26 protein-coding genes and 1 pseudogene are annotated in these 25,595 nt (G+C 41.6%); 9 read left to right on the top strand and 18 right to left on the bottom strand.

What is annotated here, in order from left to right; all coding sequences use genetic code 11:
- The first annotated feature begins 213 nt into the window (after positions 1–213).
- Together EYW48_RS11830 and cobB are read left to right on the top strand one after the other, a co-directional pair.
- A complete protein-coding gene (locus EYW48_RS11830) occupies positions 214–1,434 on the top strand; it encodes an ammonium transporter (RefSeq protein ID WP_053311530.1) in 1,221 nt (406 codons plus the stop codon).
- 155 nt (positions 1,435–1,589) lie between these two features.
- Entirely contained in the window at positions 1,590–2,327 is a 738-nt protein-coding gene (gene cobB / locus EYW48_RS11825) for a Sir2 family NAD+-dependent deacetylase (protein WP_176245532.1), read from the top strand.
- A gap of 76 nt (positions 2,328–2,403) precedes the next feature.
- Here the strand turns inward: cobB and EYW48_RS11820 are convergent, their stop codons facing one another.
- The 5 genes from EYW48_RS11820 to potA form a co-directional block, all read right to left on the bottom strand.
- The gene (locus tag EYW48_RS11820; protein ID WP_053311532.1) at positions 2,404–3,441 is read right to left on the bottom strand and encodes an extracellular solute-binding protein; all 1,038 of its coding nucleotides are present in this window, start codon (positions 3,439–3,441) and stop codon (positions 2,404–2,406) included.
- A gap of 124 nt (positions 3,442–3,565) precedes the next feature.
- Positions 3,566–4,600 (bottom strand): extracellular solute-binding protein, encoded by a 1,035-nt coding sequence (locus EYW48_RS11815; protein WP_168522203.1) that lies wholly within the window; start codon positions 4,598–4,600, stop codon positions 3,566–3,568.
- Between the two features lie 107 nt (positions 4,601–4,707).
- A complete protein-coding gene (gene potC / locus EYW48_RS11810; protein ID WP_053311534.1) occupies positions 4,708–5,478 on the bottom strand; it encodes a spermidine/putrescine ABC transporter permease PotC in 771 nt (256 codons plus the stop codon).
- Positions 5,478–6,335 carry a spermidine/putrescine ABC transporter permease PotB gene (potB, locus tag EYW48_RS11805; RefSeq protein ID WP_171375537.1) on the bottom strand — a complete coding sequence of 286 codons (858 nt, stop codon included), beginning with the start codon at positions 6,333–6,335 and terminating at the stop codon, positions 5,478–5,480. The genes potC and potB overlap by 1 nt, the downstream gene beginning before the upstream one ends.
- Complete coding sequence (gene potA, locus EYW48_RS11800; protein WP_277432473.1) at positions 6,319–7,452, bottom strand: spermidine/putrescine ABC transporter ATP-binding protein PotA; 1,134 nt, start codon at positions 7,450–7,452, stop codon at positions 6,319–6,321. Before potA ends, potB begins: the two co-directional genes overlap by 17 nt.
- A 318-nt stretch (positions 7,453–7,770) precedes the next feature.
- Here potA and EYW48_RS11795 point away from each other — a divergent pair, with 318 nt between their 5' ends.
- The 3 genes from EYW48_RS11795 to EYW48_RS11785 are packed head-to-tail and all read left to right on the top strand — an operon-like array spanning position 7,771 to position 10,033.
- Positions 7,771–8,559: a hypothetical protein gene (locus EYW48_RS11795; protein ID WP_053311536.1), complete on the top strand. Its 789-nt coding sequence runs from the start codon at positions 7,771–7,773 to the stop codon at positions 8,557–8,559.
- The gene (locus EYW48_RS11790) at positions 8,552–9,358 is read left to right on the top strand and encodes a glucosaminidase domain-containing protein (protein WP_053311537.1); all 807 of its coding nucleotides are present in this window, start codon (positions 8,552–8,554) and stop codon (positions 9,356–9,358) included. The genes EYW48_RS11795 and EYW48_RS11790 overlap by 8 nt, the downstream gene beginning before the upstream one ends.
- 9 nt (positions 9,359–9,367) lie before the next feature.
- A complete protein-coding gene (locus EYW48_RS11785; protein ID WP_053311538.1) occupies positions 9,368–10,033 on the top strand; it encodes a DUF2987 domain-containing protein in 666 nt (221 codons plus the stop codon).
- Positions 10,034–10,096: 63 nt separating this feature from the next.
- Here EYW48_RS11785 and ttcA read toward each other — a convergent pair whose 3' ends face one another.
- The 11 genes from ttcA to ccoN form a co-directional block, all read right to left on the bottom strand.
- A complete protein-coding gene (gene ttcA, locus EYW48_RS11780) occupies positions 10,097–11,029 on the bottom strand; it encodes a tRNA 2-thiocytidine(32) synthetase TtcA (protein ID WP_053311539.1) in 933 nt (310 codons plus the stop codon).
- A gap of 144 nt (positions 11,030–11,173) precedes the next feature.
- Positions 11,174–12,121 (bottom strand): universal stress protein UspE, encoded by a 948-nt coding sequence (uspE, locus tag EYW48_RS11775; RefSeq protein ID WP_053311540.1) that lies wholly within the window; start codon positions 12,119–12,121, stop codon positions 11,174–11,176.
- Between the two features lie 128 nt (positions 12,122–12,249).
- On the bottom strand, positions 12,250–13,002 hold the full coding sequence (locus EYW48_RS11770; protein WP_053311541.1) for an FNR family transcription factor: 753 nt from the start codon (positions 13,000–13,002) through the stop codon (positions 12,250–12,252).
- An 88-nt stretch (positions 13,003–13,090) separates the two neighbouring features.
- Positions 13,091–13,771 carry a sulfite exporter TauE/SafE family protein gene (locus EYW48_RS11765; RefSeq protein ID WP_171979939.1) on the bottom strand — a complete coding sequence of 227 codons (681 nt, stop codon included), beginning with the start codon at positions 13,769–13,771 and terminating at the stop codon, positions 13,091–13,093.
- On the bottom strand, positions 13,761–13,937 hold the full coding sequence (gene ccoS / locus EYW48_RS11760) for a cbb3-type cytochrome oxidase assembly protein CcoS (RefSeq protein ID WP_171979938.1): 177 nt from the start codon (positions 13,935–13,937) through the stop codon (positions 13,761–13,763). Before ccoS ends, EYW48_RS11765 begins: the two co-directional genes overlap by 11 nt.
- On the bottom strand, positions 13,938–16,310 hold the full coding sequence (locus EYW48_RS11755; protein WP_277432456.1) for a heavy metal translocating P-type ATPase: 2,373 nt from the start codon (positions 16,308–16,310) through the stop codon (positions 13,938–13,940). It abuts the gene before it with no gap.
- A 4-nt stretch (positions 16,311–16,314) separates the two neighbouring features.
- Entirely contained in the window at positions 16,315–16,794 is a 480-nt protein-coding gene (locus EYW48_RS11750; protein WP_168522217.1) for a FixH family protein, read from the bottom strand.
- A gap of 83 nt (positions 16,795–16,877) precedes the next feature.
- Complete coding sequence (gene ccoP, locus EYW48_RS11745) at positions 16,878–17,855, bottom strand: cytochrome-c oxidase, cbb3-type subunit III (RefSeq protein WP_053311546.1); 978 nt, start codon at positions 17,853–17,855, stop codon at positions 16,878–16,880.
- Positions 17,855–18,028 (bottom strand): CcoQ/FixQ family Cbb3-type cytochrome c oxidase assembly chaperone, encoded by a 174-nt coding sequence (locus EYW48_RS11740; protein ID WP_053311547.1) that lies wholly within the window; start codon positions 18,026–18,028, stop codon positions 17,855–17,857. The genes ccoP and EYW48_RS11740 overlap by 1 nt, the downstream gene beginning before the upstream one ends.
- A 9-nt stretch (positions 18,029–18,037) precedes the next feature.
- Positions 18,038–18,658: a cytochrome-c oxidase, cbb3-type subunit II gene (gene ccoO / locus EYW48_RS11735; protein WP_053311548.1), complete on the bottom strand. Its 621-nt coding sequence runs from the start codon at positions 18,656–18,658 to the stop codon at positions 18,038–18,040.
- Between the two features lie 13 nt (positions 18,659–18,671).
- Positions 18,672–20,099 (bottom strand): cytochrome-c oxidase, cbb3-type subunit I, encoded by a 1,428-nt coding sequence (gene ccoN / locus EYW48_RS11730; RefSeq protein ID WP_053311549.1) that lies wholly within the window; start codon positions 20,097–20,099, stop codon positions 18,672–18,674.
- A 258-nt stretch (positions 20,100–20,357) separates the two neighbouring features.
- Here ccoN and EYW48_RS11725 point away from each other — a divergent pair, with 258 nt between their 5' ends.
- The 4 genes and pseudogenes from EYW48_RS11725 (at position 20,358) to EYW48_RS11710 (ending at position 25,317) form a co-directional block, all read left to right on the top strand.
- The gene (locus tag EYW48_RS11725) at positions 20,358–20,687 is read left to right on the top strand and encodes a hypothetical protein (protein WP_172532991.1); all 330 of its coding nucleotides are present in this window, start codon (positions 20,358–20,360) and stop codon (positions 20,685–20,687) included.
- Between the two features lie 126 nt (positions 20,688–20,813).
- The gene (locus EYW48_RS11720; protein ID WP_261915515.1) at positions 20,814–22,001 is read left to right on the top strand and encodes an FIST N-terminal domain-containing protein; all 1,188 of its coding nucleotides are present in this window, start codon (positions 20,814–20,816) and stop codon (positions 21,999–22,001) included.
- Between the two features lie 2 nt (positions 22,002–22,003).
- Complete coding sequence (locus EYW48_RS11715) at positions 22,004–23,725, top strand: response regulator (RefSeq protein WP_277432455.1); 1,722 nt, start codon at positions 22,004–22,006, stop codon at positions 23,723–23,725.
- A gap of 273 nt (positions 23,726–23,998) precedes the next feature.
- A pseudogene (locus EYW48_RS11710) lies at positions 23,999–25,317 on the top strand (ISNCY family transposase).
- On the opposite strand, the gene EYW48_RS11705 reads toward EYW48_RS11710, so the two are convergent.
- Together EYW48_RS11705 and EYW48_RS11700 are read right to left on the bottom strand one after the other, a co-directional pair.
- The gene (locus EYW48_RS11705) at positions 25,314–25,463 is read right to left on the bottom strand and encodes a Fic family protein (RefSeq protein ID WP_277432454.1); all 150 of its coding nucleotides are present in this window, start codon (positions 25,461–25,463) and stop codon (positions 25,314–25,316) included. The pseudogene EYW48_RS11710 and the gene EYW48_RS11705 overlap by 4 nt on opposite strands.
- Before the next feature lie 36 nt (positions 25,464–25,499).
- The coding region (locus tag EYW48_RS11700) for an IS3 family transposase (protein WP_130200936.1) at positions 25,500–25,595 on the bottom strand (96 nt) is incomplete at its 5' end.

Genomic DNA, 25,595 nt, shown 5'->3' with positions numbered 1-25,595 from the left:
ATCCATTTCGACAATAAGCCTAATTGATACATGTAACTAATAATTCAATATTATTCATTGGGTTAGCTTGCATTTTATTTTTATTGATTCATCTATCTATTTTCGGAACAAATCTTGCTGAAAAGCTGGCTAATACAAGCATTTCCCCGATTTGGTGAAGTGATAATCAAGTAGCACAGGATTGGTGCGCAACATTGATGGAGAATCACTAAGATGACTCAAACCGTAAGTCAGGTACAAGGTGCTGTACAAGCCCTGACCCAAAGTTCAGATACCCTTTTTTTATTACTCGGTGCAATCATGGTGTTTTTAATGCACGCCGGATTCGCTTTTCTGGAAGTAGGAACCGTTCGTAAGAAAAACCAAGTGAATGCCTTGGTGAAGATTCTTGCTGATTTCGGGGTTTCAACCATCGCCTACTTTTTTATTGGCTATTGGGTGGCATACGGTGCGAACTTCTTTGCTGATGCGCAGACGCTTTCTCAAGGAAATGGGTATGAATTGGTTAAGTTTTTCTTCTTATTGACTTTTGCAGCAGCGATACCTGCGATTGTTTCTGGTGGTATTGCTGAAAGGGCGCGTTTCTATCCTATTCTCATAGCAACTTTTTTTACTGTAGGCCTAGTTTATCCTTTCTTTGAAGGCATGATTTGGAATGGAAACTTTGGTGTCCAGAATTGGTTTGAAGTTCAATTTGGCGCAGGGTTTCATGATTTTGCAGGATCGGTCGTTGTACATGCTGTCGGCGGTTGGATTGCACTAGTTGCAGTCATATTTCTTGGCATGCGTAAAGGACGGATTCGCGCAGGAAAACACACCAACTTTGCCCCCTCAAATATTCCATTTTTAGCGTTGGGTGCATGGATTCTTTGTGTCGGTTGGTTTGGCTTTAACGTGATGTCAGCCCAAACACTTAATGGTATTAGTGGTCTCGTCGCCATGAACTCCTTACTTGCGATGACCGGTGGTATCTTAGCGGCACTGATTGCTGGTAAAAATGACCCAGGCTTTATCCATAATGGTCCTTTGGCTGGTTTAGTTGCCGTTTGTGCCGGCTCAGATTTGATGCATCCACTTGGTGCACTCGTGACTGGTGCTGTGGCTGGCGTACTGTTTGTCTGGTTATTTACTCAACTGCAGAATAAAACAAAAATCGACGATGTACTCGGCGTATGGCCCTTACACGGTGTATGTGGTGCTTGGGGGGGAATTGCTGCCGGTATTTTTGGGCAAACCGCATTGGGAGGGCTAGGGGGCGTAAGTTTGACCGTACAGCTACTTGGAACACTACTAGGTATTATTGTCGCTGTTGTTGGCGCGGCCATCGTTTATGGCACGCTAAACGCGGTGACAGGGTTACGCCTCTCAGAAGAAGATGAATTTAATGGTGCAGATTTAGCCATTCACAAAATCTCATCTCTCAACGAAGATTAATCATATCGAGCGAGGTGAAGGGTTACTTTCACTTCGCTTAAGTCACAAAATTAGCCAAATTCATAGCCGTTTTATACTATGGTCTAATCCTCAAAACTATTGTTGTTATTGCATCAGTGCTAAGCTAGCAAGAAAGTGAGCAATAAGGACATCGCATGAATTTCCCCTACAAAAATATTGTTATCCTCACTGGCGCTGGTATTTCAGCCGAATCAGGCATCAAAACTTTCCGAGCTCAAGACGGATTGTGGGAAAACCACCGAATTGAAGATGTTGCCACGCCAGAAGGTTTTGCACGCAACCCTGATCTTGTTCAAGACTTCTACAACCAACGACGTCGTAAACTCCAATCCGATGCTATCCAGCCGAACGCAGCGCATATCGCTTTGGGTAAGCTAGAACAAGAGTCAGAAGGGAAGGTGACAATCATTACCCAGAACATTGATAATCTCCACGAACGAGGAGGCAGCACCAATGTGATTCATATGCATGGCGAACTACTAAAAGCACGCTGTAGTGCTTCTAATCAAGTAATTGAGCATAAAGATGACATATTGACTGGCGAACTTTGCCATTGCTGCCAGTTCCCAGCGCAAATGCGACCACATATTGTCTGGTTTGGAGAAATGCCATTGCGTATGGGAGATATCTATTCAGCGTTAGAAGAGGCAGATCTCTTTATTTCTATTGGTACTTCTGGCGTTGTTTTTCCAGCCGCGGGTTTTGTACATGATGCAAGAATGCACGGAGCACATACCATTGAAATCAATCTAGAACCAAGCGCAGTTGAAAGTGAATTCGAAGAAAAGCGTTATGGAAAAGCCAGCATCGAAATACCGCAACTGGTGGAAGAGTTATTGGCGCTAGAAATGCCAAAAAAGAAACACGCCTAAATTAGGGCGTGTTAATTGTTGCTATAACAGAAAAGCGGCTTAATGCCGCTTTTCTACTTCTTAAATGAAATTTAAATTAATTGTTTACTTTTAACTTTTGGAAGTATTCATCGTAAAGCACATTCGCTTCACCCACTTCATCTTGCCAACTACCGCTATCCATTACTGATTGCGGAGGGAAAATGTTTGGATCATTGGCGAACTCTTTTGGCAATAACTGATACGCGGTTTTAACTGGCGTTGGGTAACCAATTTCTAGAGCAATTTTCGCTGCATTTTCAGGGCGTAGTAAGAAATCGATCATCTTATGAGCTGCTTCAACATTTTTGGCTCCAGAAGGGATTGCTAAACTATCCATCCAGAAAATTGCCCCTTTCTCTGGCCAGATAATATCAATTGATGCACCTTCTTGACGTGCCATGTAAGCCGAACCATTCCAAAGCATTCCTAATGAGACTTCACCAGCCAAATAAGGGTTAGCCGGGAAGTCGGAATTAAACACCAGTACGTTAGGGATAAGTTTCTTCAGCTCTTCGTAAGCCGCTTTAATTTCTTCTGGGTTGGTGGTATTGGTTGAATAACCTAATTTACTCAACGCAATGTGGAAGACTTCACGAGCGTCATCCATCATCATCAATTGACCTTCCCATTTCGCATCCCATAAGTCACCCCAATTTTTAATAGATGACTTATCTAGCATATCAGTATTAATACCAATACCGGTTGCACCCCAGATGTAAGGAATTGAATATTTATTATTTGGATCAAAAGACTTGTCTAGGTAATTAGGATCAAGGTCAGCAAAGTGTGCGAGTTTAGAATGGTCGATTTCCTGCAGCATCTCTTCTTTGCGCATTTTCGATACAAAATAAGTAGATGGGACGACAAGGTCGTAACCCGAACCTTGAGTTTTCAATTTAGCATACATGCTTTCATTGGATTCATAGGTTGAATAGATAACTTTAATACCGGTCTCTTTGGTAAAGTCTTCTAGTACGTCACGGGGGATATATTCAGACCAGTTATAGAAATAAAGTTCTTGGTCTGCAGCCATTGCAGGGGTAGTGAATAGAGTCGCTGCGCATAGTGCGCCTGCATACAATTTACTTTTCATTACGGTTCCATTTTAGTCGGTGCCAAAGCTAACTAGGCAAGAGTGCGTGATGCGAAAGCACAAAGTATATCATTTTAAACGAAAATAGGCAGCGAATGCTGCCTATTTCCTACTTTTTAACGAATTATTGGCCAGCTTTTAGCTTCATGAAGTACTCTTCATATTTTACAGTTTTATCACCGACAGCGGCTTGCCACTCAACTCGATCTAAATCTTCTTGAGATGGGAACAGAGCAGGGCTGTCTTTGAATTTCTCATTAGAAGCTTTCACACCAGTTAAATAGCCAGTGTCACGAGAAATTTGCTCAGCGATTTCAGGACGAAGCAAAAAATCGATCATCTTGTGTGCTGCTTCTACGTTTTTCGCACCAGAGCTGATGGCGAAGTTATCAACCCAACCAATACCACCTTCTTTAGGGAAAACTAGCTTAATGGGTAAACCTTCATTTTGCGCAGCAGCAGCAGAACCATTCCACAACATACCTAAGCCTACTTCACCAGAAAGATAAGGTGCAGCAGGGTTGTCTGAGTTAAAGACCAATACATTTGGCATTAACTTTTGTAGTTCAGCGTAGGCTTCATCGATTTGTTTTTCGTCTGTTGTGTTACCAGAATAACCTAACTTGCGAAGTGCAATATGGAAAACTTCACGAGTGTCGTCCATTAGCATCAACTGACTAGCTAGTTCCGGTTTCCAGAGATCACCCCAACTTTGGAAGTCGTTAGGATCGTACATATCAGTATTAACGGCTAGGCCAGTGATAGCAACTACGTGTGGAATCGAATAATCGTTATTAGGATCATAGGGTTTATTTAGATAGTTGCTATCAAGGTTTTGGAAATTACTTAATTTCGATTTATCGATCTTTTGTAGCATGCCTTCATCGCGCATTTTTGACACGAAGTAGGTAGATGGAACCACAAGATCGTAACCTTCATTGTGTGTTTTTAGCTTTGCATACAAAGTTTCATTCGACTCATAAGTTGAATAAATCACTTTGATGCCGGTCTCTTTAGTAAACTGTTCTAAGAGGCTGCTATTGATGTACGGCCCCCAGTTCATGAATACTAGTTCCTTGTTTTCGTCCGCTGTTACTGCTCCAGAGAACAAAGAAAGCGCACATGCACTACCAGCTAATAGAGTAGCCCATTTTTTCATTGACGTTAGCTCCAAACCAAACGTTGCCTACGTTGTAGGCGTTAGATAGAAAAACAGAATGACTGACTGCCATTCTGTTTCGTGTAAAGTATTACAACTTGGCAATTCTACTGTACTTTTTCCTTGGCTACCAACTGTGATGCAATAACCAGTAGCAAAGAAACAACCAACATTACCGTAGCTAAAGCATTTACCTCCGGAGAAATACCCACTTTAACCATTGAGTAAATCTTTAACGGTAGAATTTCATAAGTAGGGCCGGTCACAAACGAACTAATGATCACATCATCTAAAGACAGTGTGAAACTCAACAACCAACCAGCTGCAACCGCAGGTTTAGCCAGTGGCAGGATAATTTTTTTCAAAATAACCCATTCACCAGCACCCAGATCTTTTGCCGCTTCTAGCATTTTCACATCAAACCCGTTGAGGCGGCTATAAACTGTCACCACAACAAAAGGTAAACAGAAAGTAATGTGGGCAATCAGCAGCGTAAAGAAACCTAACTGAGCACCTAATACTAAGAATAGTGCAAGTAGCGAAATTGCCATGACAATATCTGGGGACATCATCACAACAAACAACATGCCATTAACTGCACGCTTTCCCTTAAATTGGTAACGGAATAGGGCAACAGCCGTCAGGCTACCGATAATGGTTGCTGCGGTGGCTGAAAACACGGCAATATTGAGTGAATGCCAGGCGGCTTGAACCAAGCTGTCATTGGCAGCCAAAGCGTGGTACCACTTAGTGGTAAATCCACCCCATTTGATACCAAACTTATTTTCATTAAATGAGTTAACGATCAGCACAATGATTGGCAAATACAAAAATGCATATACCAAGCTCATAAAGCTAAATCTAATTGTTTTTGCCATTAGTCTAGCTCCACTTTCTTATTCAGTAACTTACCAGCACGGTAGTAAGCATACAGCATCACCGCCATAGCAAGAGTGAGTGCAATACTGGTCGCAGCGCCAAATGGCCAATCGCGAGCATTAAGAACCTGACTCTTAATTACGTTACCGATCAATAAGTTTTTCGCTCCACCTAACAAGTCAGCAATGTAGAACATTCCTAATGCAGGCAGTAACACTAGTAAGCAACCGCCAATAATGCCAGGCATCGTCAGTGGCAAAACAACTTTTAGTAAGGTTTGAAGTTTATTGGCGCCAAGGTCGCGCGCTGCTTCTATATAAGTACCATCCAACTTTTCAATCGCTGAATAGAGCGGAAGAATCATAAAAGGAAGCAAGATATAAACTAAACCAATCATCACAGCGGTTTCGGTGTACATAATACGTAATGGTTTATCAATAATATCTAAACCAAGTAATGCTTGGTTTAAGATACCTTGTGTGCCTAAAACAATTTTTAATCCGTAAGTACGGATCAGTGAATTGGTCCAAAAGGGCACAATCACCAAGAACAGCATGATAGGACGCCATTTTGCAGGCATCTTGGCAACAATATAAGCAAACGGATAACCGATAACTAAGCACAGCAAGGTTGCCACAATGGCCATATAAAAAGAGTGCATTAGCACTTTGGCATACAGTGGATCTAGTAGACGCGTATAGTTATCCAGTGTGAATGTAAGCTCGATTAAATTAGCTTCATCACGAGTCAAAAAGCTAGTACCGATAATCATTAGGTTTGGGATCAATACAAACAGTACTAACCACCCAACAATCAGTGTGATAATAGCATTTTGAAGACTAAGCTTCTTGCTCATCATCGAGTACTACCTCCCAGCTTTCCACCCAAGTTATTGCGACTTTTTGACCAAGAGAGTGATCAACATCAGGATCATCTTCGTTGAAAAATTCGCTTACTGTTACACGCATGCCTGATTCTAATTCAACGACAGATTCAAGAGTCATTCCTTTGTAGGTACGCTCTGTCACGTGGCCCACAATGCCTCTTTCTTCCGATTCTTTGATTTCTTCGATGCGAAGATCTTCAGGGCGCAACAATACTTGTAATTTGTGTCCGGGTTGTACATCTTGGTCGTGATACACCACGGATTCAACACCTTCGATATGGGCTCGAATGCGTTTCTCATCAATGCGCTCTAGCGTTTCAGCATTAAATACGTTGATCTCGCCGATGAAGCGTGCCACGAATAGGTTTTTCGGCTCTTCATAAATCTCACGTGGAGAACCATCTTGTTCAATTTTCCCGTCACGCATAACAATGATGCGATCAGACATTGATAGTGCCTCTTCCTGATCGTGCGTTACGAAGATAAAGGTGATACCAAGCTGACGTTGCAGTTGTTTTAATTCCATCTGCATTTGCTTGCGTAATTTGTAGTCAAGTGCCGATAAAGACTCATCAAGTAACAGCACTTTAGGCTTATTCACGACAGCTCGCGCAATCGCTATACGTTGTTGTTGACCACCAGAGAGTTGGCTAGGTTTACGCTGTGCCATACTGTCTAGGCGAACCATACGTAGTGCTTCCATTACACGAGGTTCAATGTCTGCAGTAGGGACCTTTTGCATACGTAAGCCAAACGCAACATTTTCAAACACAGTCATATGCGGAAACAGAGCATAACTTTGGAATACCGTGTTAACGTGTCGCTGTTCAGCAGGAATTTGGGTGACATATTGATTATCAAGAATGATATTTCCGTTATCAGCAGTTTCGAAACCTGCAATCATTCTTAATACTGTTGTTTTACCACAGCCAGAAGGTCCAAGTATCGTTAAAAATTCACCGTGATTAACATCAAGGTTTAACCCGCCGATGATTTCCTTACCATCGAAACTTTTACTAATACCAGAAAGACGAACTACTGGTTTTCCTACTGATTTTTTTGCGTTCAACGTCTGTTTTTCTCCCACCTTGTTCTTAGGGATGCCTATGATACGGCCTGCTGCCATATGCGCTTGAGGCGCGAATCATAATCATCAAAAGAGTGAATTCAAAGTTTTTTCTTATCTTGATACAGAAAAAGTTTTGTAGGTCTTAGCTAAGATTGCTTACCATAGTCATTCGACCATGATTAAATGTATCAAATTGATTAATTATCAACCAAATAACTCATAATGCAAGATCAGTTTCGAGTTCTGATTTTGGACTAAACTGCATTGCGGTATAATGAAACGAATTTTGTGACTCAATTCAGACAGCAGAATTATTATTGCTGTCTAGGACATTTTATGAATAACGATATCGAAAAAGATTTCAACCTAGGCGGAAGCGTAGAACGCGCTCTAAAAGGGGACTGTGATATTAAGGCTGGAGCAGTCCTTAAAGAAGCATGGGACTGCACAATTAAGCAATTTATCTCTTTTACACCAGCAATTGTCATTCTTCTGTTTGTACAGTTAGCTATCTTTTATATTGCATTAAAACTGCAATTAGGTGAGCCATCTATTATTTTAGATGCATTACAAAAACCTGATGGATTTACTCAAAGTATCGTTGAAGCTATTTTCGTAGCTAATTTTAGTTACGAAGTGGTCAGTGCACCCATTTTTGCAGGCGTGAGCTTAATGGCAATGAGCCATGCGGCAGGGCTAAAAACGCAGCCTAGACATATTGCCAAAGGTTTGCAGTTTACCATTCCGGTTATTTTAGCAACACTGTTTAGCTTGGTGCTACAAGGGATTGCTGGAATGATTTTTCCGCTACTTTCTCTTTACCTGTCATTGGCATTCAGTAACTCCATCTTGCTGATTTGTGAAAAGCGAGTGCCACCAATGCAATCACTGCTTTTATCATTGCGAGCGGTAAACAAAAAAATCGTACCTATCGCAATGATTTATCTTGTCGTTATGGTGATGTTCATTACTGCTGCTCTATTTTATGGCATCGGTTTCATTTTTGTATTGCCTTTCTTTTTCCATGCAAAAGGCATCATTTATCGCAATATGTTTGGAATAAAACTCAAAATAGTGGCTACAAATCAATCAGATAACAATAACTCACAGGTGTTCAATGCGTAAAATAATTTTATTAGCAACTTTCAGCCTCATTGCTGTGAGTTGTAGCGTATATTATGTACAACAAACCTCAACAGAGACTACGTATTACCATGATGTTCCTGAGTTACAAGATGCACATATTGTTGGTAAAGCTCCCAACTTTGCTGAAATAACCGATATCAGTGAGAAAAAGCACACCTTCTTCTCATTTTTAAAACCCGGCATTGCTTGGGAAAATAGACGAGTCCTACAAGAAAGAGAAAACCTTAACAATATTAAGGATAACTTCCTCGCGAATAAACTCTCTAATGACAATATAAAGCAAGCTAAAAAACTGGCAGAAAATTACGATTTGTCACTTAGTGAGCAAGGCGTAGATCAGAAATGGATAGACGACATGCTTCATCGTGTTGATGTGTTGCCTGAAGCATTGGTTCTGACTCAAGCGGCTAATGAATCAGCTTGGGGGACATCTCGCTTTGCTACAGAGGGGAACAACTATTTTGGTCAGTGGTGTTACAGTGAGGGTTGTGGTCTTATTCCACTCAAACGTGGGGAAGGTATGACACATGAAGTCGCCAGCTTTAGCTCAGTACAAGAATCTATTCATCGTTATTTTATGAACGTGAATAGAAATGCCGCATACTACGATTTACGTGAAATTCGTTACGGACTTAGAGAAAACAATGCAAACCTACTTAGCGCTGATAGTGCCATGGAAATGGTCAATGGGTTACTTAAATACTCAGAACGAGGTGAAGCCTATGTTCAAGATCTTCAATCGATGATGCGCCATAACCAACAATTCTGGACAGAATAGATAATAACAATGAAAAAATTACCCTTAACTCTACTTACGACTTTGGTGTTTAGCGCTAGTGTTTCATTTCCGATTCAAGCACAAGAATATATGTTTACGTACTCTAAACTGTTTTCTCAGTTGAAGAACAACGTGAAAGATGATTATAAAGATGTCAAAGTCGGTTTCTTTTTCGTCAACGCGCAAACCAAAAAACTCTGCCCAATAGAAAAAGCGTGGATGGAAAAAGAAAAGCATTACGAGGAACTTAGTACCAGCATTAACCATGAGCTTTTATTGCCCTTAGATGACAATTTACGCCAAGCCAATCCTTTGATCTTTGTTGATACTCCACAGGATATGCGTTGTGATTTTTCAACTGTAGTAATGACTAAAACGCCTTTTGAAGGGCAGGTAAGTTATGAGCAAGTGGCTACATTGCTCCCTCAAATGCAAAGCTTACTTGAAGAGCTCGGCGGGATGTTTGCCAGTTGGTTTACACCGGATGTATCAGGTGTAACACTTGAATTCGCTAATAATCTTGACTCAAATATTGTGCTGAGCAACGGTCAAACCATTGCGATAAAAAACGGTAAAGCTCAAGTAGCGGTAGAACAAATCGGTAATGGTGGCTACATGCAGCTACCAGAACAAACCGTCCGAGTTTTGCCTTACCTTCCCAACGCTAAGAAGTAAAATCAATACAGGGCTGCTAATAAGCAGCCCTGTACGGCAACGTTCTATTCTTTAGTCGATTTCTCAGAGATTAGTCACATCGAGTTTTAAGTTTGGATCAAACTCCATGACTCGGTCTTCGTCATTAATTACAGGAATTGGCATTTCTTCTTTATCAAAACCAATATCACCACCATTGATAACACCCGAATCTCGATTTATCGATTTAAAATCAAACAAGTTGTAATCGGCTAGGTGACTTGGCACGACATTTTGCATCGCACTAAACATGGTTTCAATACGACCAGGGAACTGTTTATCCCAACCATTCAACATTTGCTTGATGTTTTGACGCTGCATGTTCGGTTGAGAACCACATAAATTACAAGGGATGATTGGGTAATCACGCATTGCAGCATATTTGATGATGTCTTTCTCACGACAGTAGGCAAGCGGACGAATCACCACATGCTCACCGTTATCTGACACTAGCTTTGGTGGCATGCCTTTAATCTTACCGCCGTAAAACATATTCAAAAACAGGGTTTCAAGAATGTCATCACGATGATGGCCTAGAGCTATCTTGGTTGCGCCAATTTCTTTAGCGGTGCGATACAAAATTCCACGACGCAAACGAGAACAAAGCGAACATGTCGTTTTCCCCTCTGGTATTTTATCTTGAACGATCGAATAGGTATCTTCTTCAACAATTTTGTACTCAACACCGAGTTTGTCTAAGTATTCAGGCAAAATATGTTCTGGAAATCCTGGCTGTTTTTGATCCAAGTTCACAGCAACAAGTTCAAAGGAGACAGGAGCACTTTTTTGAAGGCTCATCAGAATCTCAAGCATGGTAAAGCTATCTTTGCCTCCAGAGAGACATACCATGATGCGGTCACCATCTTCGATCATATTGAAATCAGCAATTGCCTGACCAGTATTACGACGAATACGCTTCTGAAGTTTATTGAAATTGTATTGTTGAGCCTTAGTGCGCTCTTGAGTTTGCTCTGTCATCAGCTTGTTGTCTTTTAATCTCAAAACAAAATGAAGTGCGTATGATACGGATAAATAGCTCAGATGCTAGTTCTAACAAACAGAGAATGTAAAAAATCCCCTTTACCTTAGCAAAGGGGAGCAGATAGTTGATGATTAATGAGCCTAAATTGCAGTTTTAGGATCTAATGGGCTGACATAACCGTTAGGTTTTAGCGCTAAAACATCACAATTGATTTTATCTATCACTTGCTCAGCGGTGTTGCCAATAAACACCGCTGACAAACCAGTACGTCCAGTGGTTCCTAGAATAACCATCGCTGCATTCAATTTTTCTGCTGACTGAGGGATGACATCTTCGGGTAAACCTTGTTCAACCAGAGTTTGGGATTCATCAATACCGTGTTTTTGTCTCAACGCTTTCATCGATGTTAAGTGATGCCCACGAACGGCATCGCTGTAAGTTGTTGGGTCAAACTCTGGTAATTCAATAGTAATGTTAGCTGGCGTGACTGGGTATGAATTGACAAGGTAAGGTGTCGCCCCCAAACGAGCGGTCAAACTTTTAAGTTGTTCGACCATGCAGTCATTCAGATCTAAATGGGTTGGGTTTTCAGACCCCACATGAACTGATGCGATAATATTGGCATTTTCCGGCCAATCTGCATTTTTTACCAGCAGGACAGGGGTTGGACATTTGCGTAAAAGATGCCAATCCGTCGGAGTAAAAATGACCGATTCCAAAATATCATGCTTGCGCGTGCTTTTGATCAATATGTCATGCTCACCAGCAAACACTTCAGCAATGATTGCTTCATAAGGGCGGTTATGCCAGACAACTTTAACATCAAATTGAACGGACTCATCAATATAAGGTCCTGCCACATTCTTCATCCACTGCTCTCGTTGGTGAATCACACCACGACGCATCGCATCACGCTCATCGAGAGAGAGCATGGAGGTCATATCATAGGAGAAATCATATATTGATAGGAAAAAAGTAATGTGGCTAGTAGAGGAGCTCTGTTTGGCCAGTTGCATCGCTCTAGCAAGGGCTGGTTGCTCGTCATGATTAATGTCGGCAACAACTAAAATTTTGCTGTAAATACTCATAACAACTCCTTAAGTGTGGAGAAGGGTGTTAATGTTACTTTAGCTTATAACAGACGAGAGTTTTAGCAAATACATTGGGATTTTAGTAGAAGTATGATGTAGCTCATTTAAGGGCTACATCATTGAAGTTACTTAGTTTCTTTCGATACGCCAGCGAGATCCATCAATGCATCATGATCAAGGATAGTAATGTATTTTCCTTTCACACTCAGAATCTCTGATTTTTGGAAGCGGCCTAGCAAACGGCTGATCGTTTCAACGGTTAAGCCAAGGTAATTACCAATATCACCGCGTGTCATAGTCAAACGAAACTCTCTCGGGCTAAAACCACGTTGAGAGAAGCGGGTAGAGAGGTTGTATAGAAAAGCAGCAAGCCTCTCTTCAGCATTCTTCTTTGAAAGCAGAAGAATCATCTCTTGATCACCTTTAATCTCATTACTCATCAAACGCATAATTTGCTGACGTAATTTTGGCATCTTGCCAGAAAGGTCATCGAGAATCTCATATGGAATTTCACACACCATAGAGGTTTCTAGTGCTTGTGCAAAGCTTGGGTGCAAGTCTTCAGTAATGGCATCAAAACCAACCAGATCACCAGCTAAATGGAATGCGGTAATTTGCTCATCACCTTGTTCTGTGATGGTATAGCTTTTGATTGTACCCGAACGAATAGCATAGAGAGACTTAAGGTCATCACCGGCTTTAAACAGTTCTTGTCCTTTTTGGATCGGTTTCTTGCGCTCAATAATTTGATCAAGCTGATCAAGTTCAGATTCATTGAGTGTAAAGGGAATACAAAGCTGGCTAATACTGCAATCTTGACAGTGAATTGCACAACCACCAGATTGAATGCGCTTTGCCGCAGGCTTTTCAGAAATCATAACAACCTTTCACTATTTGATATACATCAATATTTTAGCATTCCTTAACCCTAAAGGATAGTTAAAAAAGCCGCATATAATCAGTCATCTACCATGTAGATGATAAAATACTCACTGCACCATATGCCGTATATAGGCCGTAAGATATGATAAAAATCGCAGCAAAATGACGAAATATTGTAGATTGTTGAATTTTTTCTAATTGATGGGCTCCGTAACCTACCAGCAGCATGGCGGGCAGCGTTCCTAGGCCGAAAGCCCCCATGACAAAAGCACCAGATAGCGCACCACCTGAAACTACAGACCAAGTGAGAACTGAATAGACGAGGCCGCAAGGTAGCCATCCCCAGATGAATCCAAAAGGCACGGCATACCACGACTTTTTAAGAGGTAATAGTGATTTACCAAGAGGAGAAATTATACGCCATAGTTGCTGGCCCATTTTTTCAAGCTTTAATAGTCCAAACCACCACCGACCAACATACAGGCCGAGCACAATCATTAAACAAGCTGCAATCAATCTTAACCAAACCAAGGAATGATTAAGCATCGATAGCTCAGACATAGAGGCAGCAAGGCCGCCTAATAAACCACCGATTAACATGTAGCTAACGATACGCCCACAATTGTAGAACAGAAGCAGCACTGGAAGACGAACGTTTTTAGTTTGTCCAAGGGTTAGCAGCGATGCAATACCGCCACACATTCCCATGCAGTGACCCGCACCAAGCAAACCAATCACAAATGCACCAATCCAATCAGGCGTCATTTTTTTCTTCTTTTGAGGTTAGTTTTTCATCCTCGTCAAATAAGATATTGTGGCCTTGACGCTCTAAATCTTCGAACTGCTCACTTTTGACTGCCCATAGAAAAATGGCAACAGCAACCGTTACAAGTACGATAGCAATGGGGATTAGTATATAAAGACTTTCCATTTACTTACCTTGATTCTTTAATAGCCGCAACGAGTTAGAAACAACGATAATAGAACTCGCTGACATGCCAACAACGGCAATATAAGGTGCAACAAGTCCAGATACCGCTAGCGGCAAAATCACTAAATTATAACCCAATGACCAAGCTAAATTTTCTCGGATGATTTTGCGTGCTTTGATAGCCAAAACCCTAGCTTCCAGCAATTTATCTAACTTATCACCGAGCAGAACCATATCGGCTGATGCTTTAGCGACATCGGTACCACCGCCCATAGCAACAGATAAATGAGCCCCTGCGAGTGTCGGTGCATCATTAATACCATCACCCACCATCATCGAAACATCACTGCTTGGTAGCGACTTTAAGTAGTTCAATTTATCTTCAGGTTTTGCACCGGAGACGACAGTATCAATGTTCATCTCTGAGGCGACATGGTTTGCATTTAACTCTGAATCACCCGTTAATAACGTTATCTTTATCCCTTCGTTATGAAAACGGTCGATAAATGCCTTGGCTTCTCGGCGAATAGGGTCTCGATAGGTAAAAGTAGCAATATGCTGGCCACCGAGTGACAGATAGATGCTGTTTGGCTGTTGGTTGGTCGTATTTCCCAATACATACTCTGCACTGCCAATACAAATAACTTTATCTTGGTAGCGACCTTCAATACCTGAACCAATGATATTTTGAACATCATCGACCGAATACTGCTCATCGCTATAACTTCGGAAAGCACGTGCGATGGGGTGGTTGGCATGTTTTTCTAATGATGCCGCTAGCGCTAAACATGTATTTTTATCAATATCGCCAGCAACCTCAACACCGCTGATTTCGATATCACCATGGGTTAATGTCCCCGTTTTATCGATAACCAAATGATTCACTTTGCAAAGCGTTTCGAACACGTGACTTTTACGCAGCAAAATACCAAAATCACCCATTCGAGATGTCGCACAGGTTATTGCCGTCGGGGTGGCAAGGGATAGGGCACATGGGCAGGTGGCCACTAAAACGGCTAACATAATCCAAAACGCGTCTTCCGGCTTGGTTTGATGCCAGTACAACCAAGTACCCGCTGCGATTACTAGCAAAATGGCCACAAAGTATCGTGCCACTACATCAGCAATCTCGGCAATTTTAGGCTTCGACATCTGTGCTTCATCTTGCAGTCTCACTATTTTGGAGATAACGGAGTCTTTTTTAGACGCTGTGACTTCTAGTTCAAACGATTCATCACCGTTTAATGTACCAGCAAAAACTGCATCGCCTGCTTTCTTAACAACAGGGACAGATTCTCCAGTGAGCATCGCTTCATTGATATGAATGCGACCAGCTAAGACAACACCATCGGCCGGAACGTGCTCTCCTGGTAACACTCTGATTTTGTCACCAAGTTTTAAGGTTTTAACAGGAACCTGTTCACCCTCAAGTGTATTGGCAATAGCTGGTATGAGCTTAAGCAAGTTTCCACTTGCAGCGGCAGCTTTTCTACGAGCTCTCATTTCCAAAAAGCGGCCAACCAACAAAAAGAAGGTGAACATTGAAATCGATTCAAAAAACACTTCTCCTTTTTCTGTTACGGTCGCAACCAAACTCGCCACATAAGCAAAAATTAATGCAATAGAAACCGGAACATCCATTCCAAGAGTTCGGCCTCTAAGACTGCGCCATGCATTTAAATAAAAGGGCAGTGCAGAATAGAGCAATACAGGTGTTGCAAAGATCAAACTTACCCAACGAAAATAATTACGGAATTCGGAGTCAAGATCACCAAACACTTCAAGGTACAGAGCGACAGCCAACATCATCACTTGCATTGTTGCCAAGCCTGCAATACCTAAGCGATATAAGTATTGTTTCATTGAGCGATGATACTCAGCTTCATGAGCATCCGCTTCAAACGGGGCAGCTTTGTAGCCTAACTGATGGATAACAGAAAGAAGTTCACTGAGACGTGTTTGTGTTTTGTCCCAACTTAATAATGCTCGGTTAGTTGTGGTATTAACACGGATAGAGAGCACACCATTTTTGTTTGATAGCTGTTTCTCAATTAACCAAGCACAAGCGGCGCAAGAAACGCCATCAAGCGACAAAGTGACCTCCGAGGTGCCGTCATGGTTGTGCACAAACTCTGACTGCACGTCATCATTGTCATAATGAATTAAGGCTTTAAGTTGTTCAGGAACAAGATCAACTTTATCCGCTTTAGTGGTGCGGTACTGATAGTAGGAAACAAGACCGCTATCAATAATAGTTTGAGCGACGCTTTCACATCCAGGACAACACATGTCCCTTTCTTCACCTAAAATTTCAACTTTATAATCCGTGTTGGCTGGTACATCTTCACCACAGTGGTAACACGCTTTGCACATAATTTTAATTCATTAATTGAGTTGAAGTAGCGACAGGGAAAGTAACACGACCTTGAATTAACCACTCAGCATCATGCGGTGTTAACTCAATAAACCAAGGTCCTTGCAGCGGTGAAGGAAGGGTAATACGGTAAGTACCTTGAGCGTCAGATGTCACTAACTGAGTAAAATCACGGTCAGGCAATGTACGGTGAGCAAACATCATTTTAATTGCTGGGTAATGGTCAAGCTTACCCTTGTTAAATTTGAAAACGATATCGTTACCTTCAGAATAAATCTCAGAGCTTAAGTGGAGTGCTTTTGCTTCGTTGATTTTCGAAAGGTCGATATTAATGCCTTTACCTTTTTTATAGTAATCCTCAGTGACTAATGACACTGAATTCTGAGAAAAAACGATCACCGTCGCAATTGTCCATACCACAACAGTCAGTGGCAGAATAATCAGGAACCACGGCCAAAATTGTTTATACCAAGGCTTTACCATAAAAAAGTTCTCAACAACAAAATAAAGAAGGCTAATAAAATAAAGGAAAGACAGCCCCTTAGAAAGGGGCTGTTATTGAAATGTTACTTATTATCAGTGTTACTCAAGCTCCAAACGTAAGCTGCAACAAGTTGAACTTTGTCTTCACCTAAGATATCAATCCAAGCAGGCATAACACCAGAGCGGCCATACATAACAGTTTGAGTCACATCTGCACGTGAATCACCAAACAACCAATATTGGTCTGTTAAATCTGGTGCACCTACCGCTGGGTTACCTTTACCATCTGTACCATGACAAGCAGCACAAACAACAAAGCGCGCTTTACCCGCTTCGGCTTCTCTTGCATTCACAGAACGACCAGAAAGGCTAAGCGCATAGCTGACCACTTCTTTAACACCTTGTTCGCCAAGCGCATCTTTCCACGCAGGCATTTGACCAATACGCCCATGCCTGATGGTGGTAACAATCGCTTCCGGTTCTCCGCCATACAACCACGCGTTATCCGTTAAATTAGGGAAACCACGCTGACCACGAGCATCTGAGCCGTGACATTGCGAACAGTTTTGAAGAAACAAACGTTGACCAACCTTCAATGCATCAGAATCGGCTGCTATTTCAGGAATAGGGCGTAATTCAGAATCACCATTGTAAGCTAAGCGTTTGAATGCCTCGCCAAAGTAGGTATCTGCATCGTCTAGCTCTTTAGCGTATTGCACGAGAACTTTGTTTTGCTGTGATGCTTCAATCGATGCTTTTGATTCTTCAAGAGAGCGAACCTTTTGGTCTGAACTCTGCCAACCAAGCACACCTTTAAAGTTGCCAAGGCCAGGGTAAAGCGTTAGATATACTGCTGCGAAAACAAAAGTACTCACAAACAGATATGTCCACCACTTTGGCAACGGGTTGTTTAGCTCACGAATGCCGTCGTATTCGTGCCCCATGTCAGAACCCTCTTCGACACCCATTTTATCTTTTAGGCACCAAACAAGAACAATTGCACAGCCAAGTAATGTACCAACGGTAATTACGATGATCCAAAGACTCCAAAATGTAGTCATTACTTAGTCACTCCTTGTTCTTTAGAGGTTTTTGGTGGTTCATCAGCAAAAATTAGGTTGGCATCCTCGTCAAAACGAGCTTTACGGTTTTTACCGTAGGCCCACCAAACCACACCAATAAAGCACACAAACAACACTATGGTCCAAATACTGTGAATAGTACCGATATCCATAATTCCTCCTTACTTCATTGCGTGACCAAGAGATTGAAGATAAGAAATGATTGCATCCATTTCAGTTTTACCTTCTACATCTTTCGCCGCATTCGCGATTTGTTCATCCGTGTATGGGACACCAAACTGGTTACGGAACAGTTCAAGCTTGCTCTGCGTTAACTCGCCGTCTAAGACGTTCTTCGCTAACCAAGGGAAACCGGGCATGTTTGATTCAGGCACGAGCTCACGAGGATCCATTAAGTGAACACGATGCCATTCATCAGAGTAACGACCACCAACACGAGCCAAATCTGGACCAGTACGCTTAGAACCCCATAAGAATGGATGTTCCCATACACTTTCACCAGCAACCGAATAGTGACCATATCGCTCAGTTTCAGAACGGAATGGACGAATCATTTGGCTATGGCAAACGTTACAACCTTCACGGATATAGATATCGCGACCTTCAAGTTGTAAGGCAGTATAAGGCTTAAGGTTTTCTACTGGTTCAGTTGTTTGCTTTTGGAAAATCAATGGTGTGATTTCAACTAAAGCACCCCAACTGATCGCGAAAATGATAAAGATAGCCAACAAACCAACATTGCGTTCAATGATCTCATGGCGATTTTTAGAATTAGAACTCATTCTTTCAATCTCCTTATGCCGGTTGCGGAATAGCTTTTAAGCTATCGTTAGGTGCGCTGATTGTCTTATACGTGTTGTAAGCCATTAGGAACATACCTGATAAGAAGATAAATCCACCAATGAATCGAACAGTATAGAACGGGTAAGAGGCTTGTACTGACTCAACAAAGCTATACGTCAACGTGCCATCAGAGTTAACCGCGCGCCACATTAGACCTTGCATTACACCTGAGATCCACATTGCTACGATGTAAAGAACTGTACCGATAGTAGCTAACCAGAAGTGAGCATTGATTAGACTTACCGAATACATGCGTTCTTGATTAAATAGGCGAGGGATCAAATGATAAACCGAACCGATAGAAACCATCGCAACCCAACCTAACGCACCGGAGTGAACGTGACCAATGGTCCAATCAGTGTAATGCGATAATGCATTGACTGTCTTAATTGACATCATTGGACCTTCGAAAGTCGACATACCGTAGAAAGAGAGTGACACGATTAAAAATCGTAAAATAGGGTCATAACGGAGTTTATGCCATGCACCTGACAAGGTCATAATACCGTTGATCATCCCACCCCAAGATGGCGCAAATAGCACCAGTGACATCACCATACCCAGAGACTGAGTCCAATCCGGTAGAGCCGTGTAATGCAAATGGTGTGGACCTGCCCAGATATAGAGTGAGATTAAAGCCCAGAAGTGGACGATTGATAAACGGTATGAGTAAACAGGGCGTTCAGCTTGCTTAGGTACGAAATAGTACATCATACCTAGGAAACCAGCCGTCAGTAGGAAACCTACTGCGTTGTGGCCGTACCACCACTGGACCATTGCATCCACCGCACCTGAATAAATCGAATATGATTTACCCATAGAGACAGGAATAGCCATGCTATTTACAATATGCAAAACAGCAACAGTGAGGATAAAGGCACCGAAGAACCAGTTTGCAACATAGATGTGCGAAGTCTTACGCTTGACTAATGTTCCAAAGAACACGACAGCATAAGAAACCCATACTAGTGCAATGGCAATATCAATAGGCCACTCTAATTCAGCATATTCCTTGCCCGAGGTATACCCAAGAGGCAATGTTATCGCTGCAGATACAATGATTGCTTGCCATCCCCAGAAGGTAAATGGAACAAGAGGACCACCAAATAAACGAGTTTGACAGGTACGCTGAACAACATAATAAGATGTTGCAAATAGGGCACTTGTACCAAACGCAAAAATAACCGCATTAGTATGCAGAGGACGTAAGCGACTGTACGTCAACCACGGCGTATCAAAGTTTAGCTGTGGCCAAACTAATTGAGCGGCAATCAAAACACCAACAGCCATACCAACAATTCCCCAGAGAATAGTCACTAGGGTAAACTGACGGACGACTGTATAGTTATAGTTTTGTTCAAGCTGCTTTTCTTGGCTCATTTGCATGCTTCCAATTTCTAATTAACTACACTTTACTTCCAACACGACACTTGTCGTAATGCCCCCCAAATCCACAATAGAAATAGAGTTTTATCAAAACGTTATTAACTATTGCTGACTTTAAAAAAAAGTGGCATTTTCAACACGCAACTATACTGCAATTAACAATTCAATGACAGAGTAGTAACCTTACGGTTGGTCTGGATTAGCTCTTTTATTTCAAAACTTTGAAGTTTGTTACACGAGGAACACACAATAATGGCTGCAGAAAAGCTTACAAAACACAGGCTTGCTCAAATAACCATCACACTAATTATTCTTGTGGGCGCCTTCATATGGCGTACTCTTTCCTATAACAATCTCGAACAAAAAACTTGCAACCCACACCCCAATTGTTCCGTATTTGTAAATGGTGAGAAAATTACCATCGTAAAAAGTGCTGACAACCCATTGCAGCTTGTTTTGTCGCCGTTTTCATCTGAGGTTTATATACAAACAAATGGCATAATTACGCACAATGCTGACTATTGGCTAATTCAACCAAACTCGTTAAATAGTCCCATCAAATTCAGCATAATCGAAAAGTAAATGTAGTTTTCTTGTAATAAAACGAATGGAATACGAGACAAGCATTAAAGAGTTCAACTTATCATTTTATACAAATCTCAATATAAAGTATAAATAGCTCAGGACAGGACTACATACATATGCAGTATGCGGCTTATTACCAAAACAACTCAAAAAACAGATCCTCTTCAAGCAATTGAAGAATTATTATTATCTGTAGAAAAAGATAACTTATCGAGTATCGTTTGTTACTACACAGAAGATTACTCAGCCAACCTTTTGTCATCAGAATTTGCGAAACATCTACCTCAAACTCCAATTATTGGATGCTCTTCCTGCCGAGGAGTCATGACAGAGTATGGCTTCATTGAGGGGCCTGTGATTGGCGTGATATTAATTTACGATAGTAGTTTTAGCGCATTTGGTACTGGTTTTGCCGATTTGGCAAATCCGAAAGATATCAAAACTACAGTCAACCAAGTATTAGATCACGCGTTGGTTAATGCCAACCGAATAGGCGAGGTTCCTAGTTTAATTGTTTTGCATTCAACACCTGGGCATGAAGAACGTTTAATTCAATCTATTGACAATAAATTCGGAACACAGATCCCCATTATTGGTGGCTCAGCCGCAGATAATCAGATTGAAGGGAATTGGTCTATTTTCACTGAGGCTGGCGCAACGAAAGATGGTTTTGCCGTTCAGCTTTTCTTTCCGTCAAAGCCTTTAAACACAGGCTTTAGTGCCGGTTATTCACCAACCGAGTTTTCTGGAATAGTGACTAAGGCTAGTGGGCGTTATATTTTAGAAATAGACAACGAACCCGCTAAAAGACTATATAAAGAGTGGGTTAGTGATCATTCTAGCGTGAACATATGCGAGCAGTACATTTTTGAACATGTAACACGTTTTCCATTGGGTCGGATTGCTGGCAGCTTGTACCAACAGCCTTACTACAAACTATCGCATCCAGTTAGGATGACTAGAAGTGGCGCGTTAGAGCTTTTTACGGATATTACGGAAGGTGATGAAGTTACATTAATGACCGGTTCAAGAGATCAGCTTATTACTCGAGCCTCAAGGGTTTTCAAACAAGTAAATACTGGGAACTATCACGATACCGCTATTTTAGGTGCCATTGCGATTTTTTGCGCAGGTTCAATGCTTACTCTCGGATCAGATATCACTAAAGTTCATGAGCAAATCAAAGCACAAATTGGTGACTATCCTTTTATTTGCCCATTTACTTTTGGTGAACAAGGAAGATTCATTGGTGGTGAAAATGCGCATGGAAACTTGATGATTTCATCGGTCATATTTTACGACTTGGAGTGAAGATGAGCACTACATTGCTTGAGCAACTCAATGAAACTTTACTTGAATTGCAACAGAGCCAAGAGCGAGAACAAATACTCGCTGAAGAGAACAAAGTCATTCTTGCTTCACTTTCTGCATTCAGTAAAGCAGAGAATAAGTATCAAATTTTTGAAGAGCTGCAAAAAGTTCTGAGCCACTACATCGATTACGATGACTTTATCGTCATATCAAAAAGTAAAGATTCGAATCAATTTATTACGTTACTTTCCTCTAATCCTCTGTTTATGCAAAAGCAATGGCTCAATGGGGTTAAGTTCCAAAGGGTTTTAAACGGTGAGTGCATTATATTATTTGAACCCAATCAACAAGACGAATTTCAGAGCCTAGTCCCTAAGCTAAAAAATCAAATTCAGTCAGCATTGATCACTGGTATACAAGCGCAAACTAGTGATTCAGTAATGTTACTATTAGGTGCTCAAAAAGGGCAATTTAGCTTAGAAAAAAAAGCCACATTAATGAGGTTTAGACCTTTATTAGAAAGGGCGATTAGTGATATTGAGCATAAAGATGGACTGCAGAAACTGGTTGAATTAAAAACACGAGAGTTATCCATTGCTCAACAATTGGCAGAACAGGCTAATCAATCAAAATCGCAATTTTTAGCAATGATGAGTCATGAGCTTCGTACACCACTTAATTCCGTTCTAGGACTTATCGACATCCTTCGCGATGACTGCGCGACCAAACATGTAGAACTGCTGGGACAAATGGAAACCTCGGCCGAGCTATTACTCGTCATCATCAATGATATTTTAGACTTAAGCAAGATAGAAGCGGGTCATTTCGAGTTACAACGTAACTGGCAATTAATTGGCGACAAGTTAACTAGCACGATGAATTACCATAGAAATGCAGCACTAAACAAAAATATTGAATTTCATGTATCAAGTAAAGTCTGCCACCGACATCAATACCTTATAGATACAGTCAGGCTCTCACAAATTTTATTCAACGTGGTTGGTAATGCCATCAAGTTTACTCATAGCGGCGGTGTAAACGTACACCTGAAAACCACCAAAAATCATACTTTACAAATTATTGTAACCGACACGGGGATTGGTATTGATCAAAGCCGCCAAGAGCTTCTTTTCTCGCCATTCATTCAAGCTGATAGTTCAATCACAAGAAATTATGGTGGTACTGGGCTTGGGCTTGCAATAACCAAACATTTAGTTGAACTCATGGGCGGCAAGATAACCGTCAGCAGCGCCATTGGCCAAGGAAGCACTTTTTCAATCTCGATTCCCTTGGAAGCAAAGTCTACAGAAGAGCAGAAAGCCACCTTACCAATAAAAGATTACCGAAGCTCAAATCAAAAGACATCGCATATCTTAGTTGTTGAAGATACTAAAACAAACCAGATGGTAATCAAACTATTGCTAGAAAGGATGAGTTACAAGGTAACAATAGTCAATAATGGGCAAGAAGCCGTCGAGTATGTTAGAAAGCATAGCCGCACGATTGATTTAATATTAATGGATATATCGATGCCAGTAATGGATGGCCTTGCTGCGACAATCAAAATCAGACAACAGCAGGTTCAAGTACCAATCATCGCACTGACGGCACACGCAATGACACAAGACAAAGAGCAATGTTTACAAGCCGGAATGAATGATTTTGTTGCGAAACCAATACGCAGTAAAGAGATTCAAAAAGTATTGTGTGCGTATCTGACATAGTCTAATAACCATATAGTTAAAAACTGTAACTATATGGTTATTAGGTATTTTATGGTAAATCACAGTTATGTTTAATAGAAAAAAGAGATGACACCGAAGGGGTAATAAAGACACGTACATTGAATCCAATACACCTTAATTTAACATAATATACATAATGCGCACTGTAGTTGTAGATGCAATTTAGTAATGTCCGGTTTGAGCAATTTTAAAATGTCCTCTTATGCTTATGCACACGCTGAGCTTCGAGGACCTCAACCGATGCTAATTCCTATGAGTGACCGAGACATTAATCGTTTTAAAGTGCTGCAAGATGTTCGTGAACGCCGCCTTCGTCAAATTGATGCAGCCGACATACTCAACATAAGCCCTCGACAAGTCCGACGTTTATTGAGTCAGTTAAGCCAATATGGGGCTTCCTCCTTAGCTCATGGGTCACGTGGCCGACCTAGCAACCGACGTTATCCTGATGCTTTTCGGGCTGAGGTTCTGAACATCATACGCGCTCAATACGCTGATTTCTCGCCAACATTTGCTTGTGAGAAGCTGACGGAACAACACAACCTGCTCCTGTCTGTCGAGACACTGCGTCAGTGGATGATCGCCGATGGTCTCTGGGTGCCACATTCGCAACGCCAGCCTCGTGTTTACCAACCTCGTTATCGTCGTGACTGTTTAGGTGAACTGGTTCAGATTGATGGCTCACACCACGATTGGTTTGAAGGTCGCAGCCCTAAGTGCTGTCTCTTGGTTTACATCGATGATGCCATAGGACGTTTGATGAACCTACGCTTCAGCGATACAGAGTCTGCCTTTGATTACATGGTAGCCACGCGTGAATATCTGGATCAACATGGCAAGCCTGTGGCTTTTTACAGCGATAAACACTCGATATTTCGAGTCAACCAAGAGCATCTAAAAAAGTGGGATTAACTCAATTTGGTCGTATTCTCGATGAGCTCGGGATTGAACTGATTTGTGCGAACAGCTCTCAAGCCAAGGGCCGTGTTGAGCGAGCGAATAAAACGCTACAAGACCGATTAATCAAGGAGATGCGTCTACAAGGCATCAATACCATTGAAGAAGCGAACGCATGGCTGCCCTACTTTATTGAGGATTTTAACCGCCGCTTTGCGAAGCCCGCCAATTACCCTAAAGATCTTCACCGTCCGGTTCGAGAAAGCCTGGATGAGCTGGATGATACTTTTGCTTGGCAGACCACGCGTAAACTCTCGAAGTCGTTGACATTTCAATATGACAAAATGCTTTATCTGATTGAAGATACGGAGAAAAACAGCCGCCTTGTCAATGAAGTAGTCAAAATCCTCGACTATCCAGATGGTCGAATTTCCGTCCAGTATGGCGAGAGAAAGTTAAGTTTCAGAACCTTCGATAAGCTGGCTAAAGTGGACCAAACTCAAGTCGTCGATAACAAAAGACTGGGTAAGGTCCTTCAGTTTGCCTAAGAGAAGCAGGAAAAATTTGATAAAGCCCAGCTCAGGGAAAGAAGCCAAAGCGCGCCTAAACGAACGGCTCAGAAGCGCGCACTGGCTCAATTAAGGGTATATTGCTCATTTCCAACTAAAATTTAGTGTGGATTAAGTAAATTCTCTCCTTCTTTACTTAAAGCAGCGAAGTTTTTTTCACCATTTGGTAGGCTAGCTAAAGCATAAAGAGTACGTGCGGTTCTACCATTGCCATCACCAAATGGATGGTAACTAATCACAGCTAAAAACAAAGTATCTGATCTGCTCCAGCAAGACTGGACACCACATTAAGCGACATTTTGCTGTTCAAAGTTAACAGGGCTTAGATACCCAAGAGCACTGTGCCTTCTCGTCCGATTATAATCAACCTCTATGTACTCGAA

This window comes from Vibrio sp. 1180_3 (assembly GCF_029478545.1).
GTDB classification, from domain to species: Bacteria; Pseudomonadota; Gammaproteobacteria; order Enterobacterales; family Vibrionaceae; genus Vibrio; species Vibrio aestuarianus.
The sequence above is the reverse complement of the archived record's forward strand: the minus strand, read 5'-3'. Positions and strand labels throughout refer to the sequence as shown.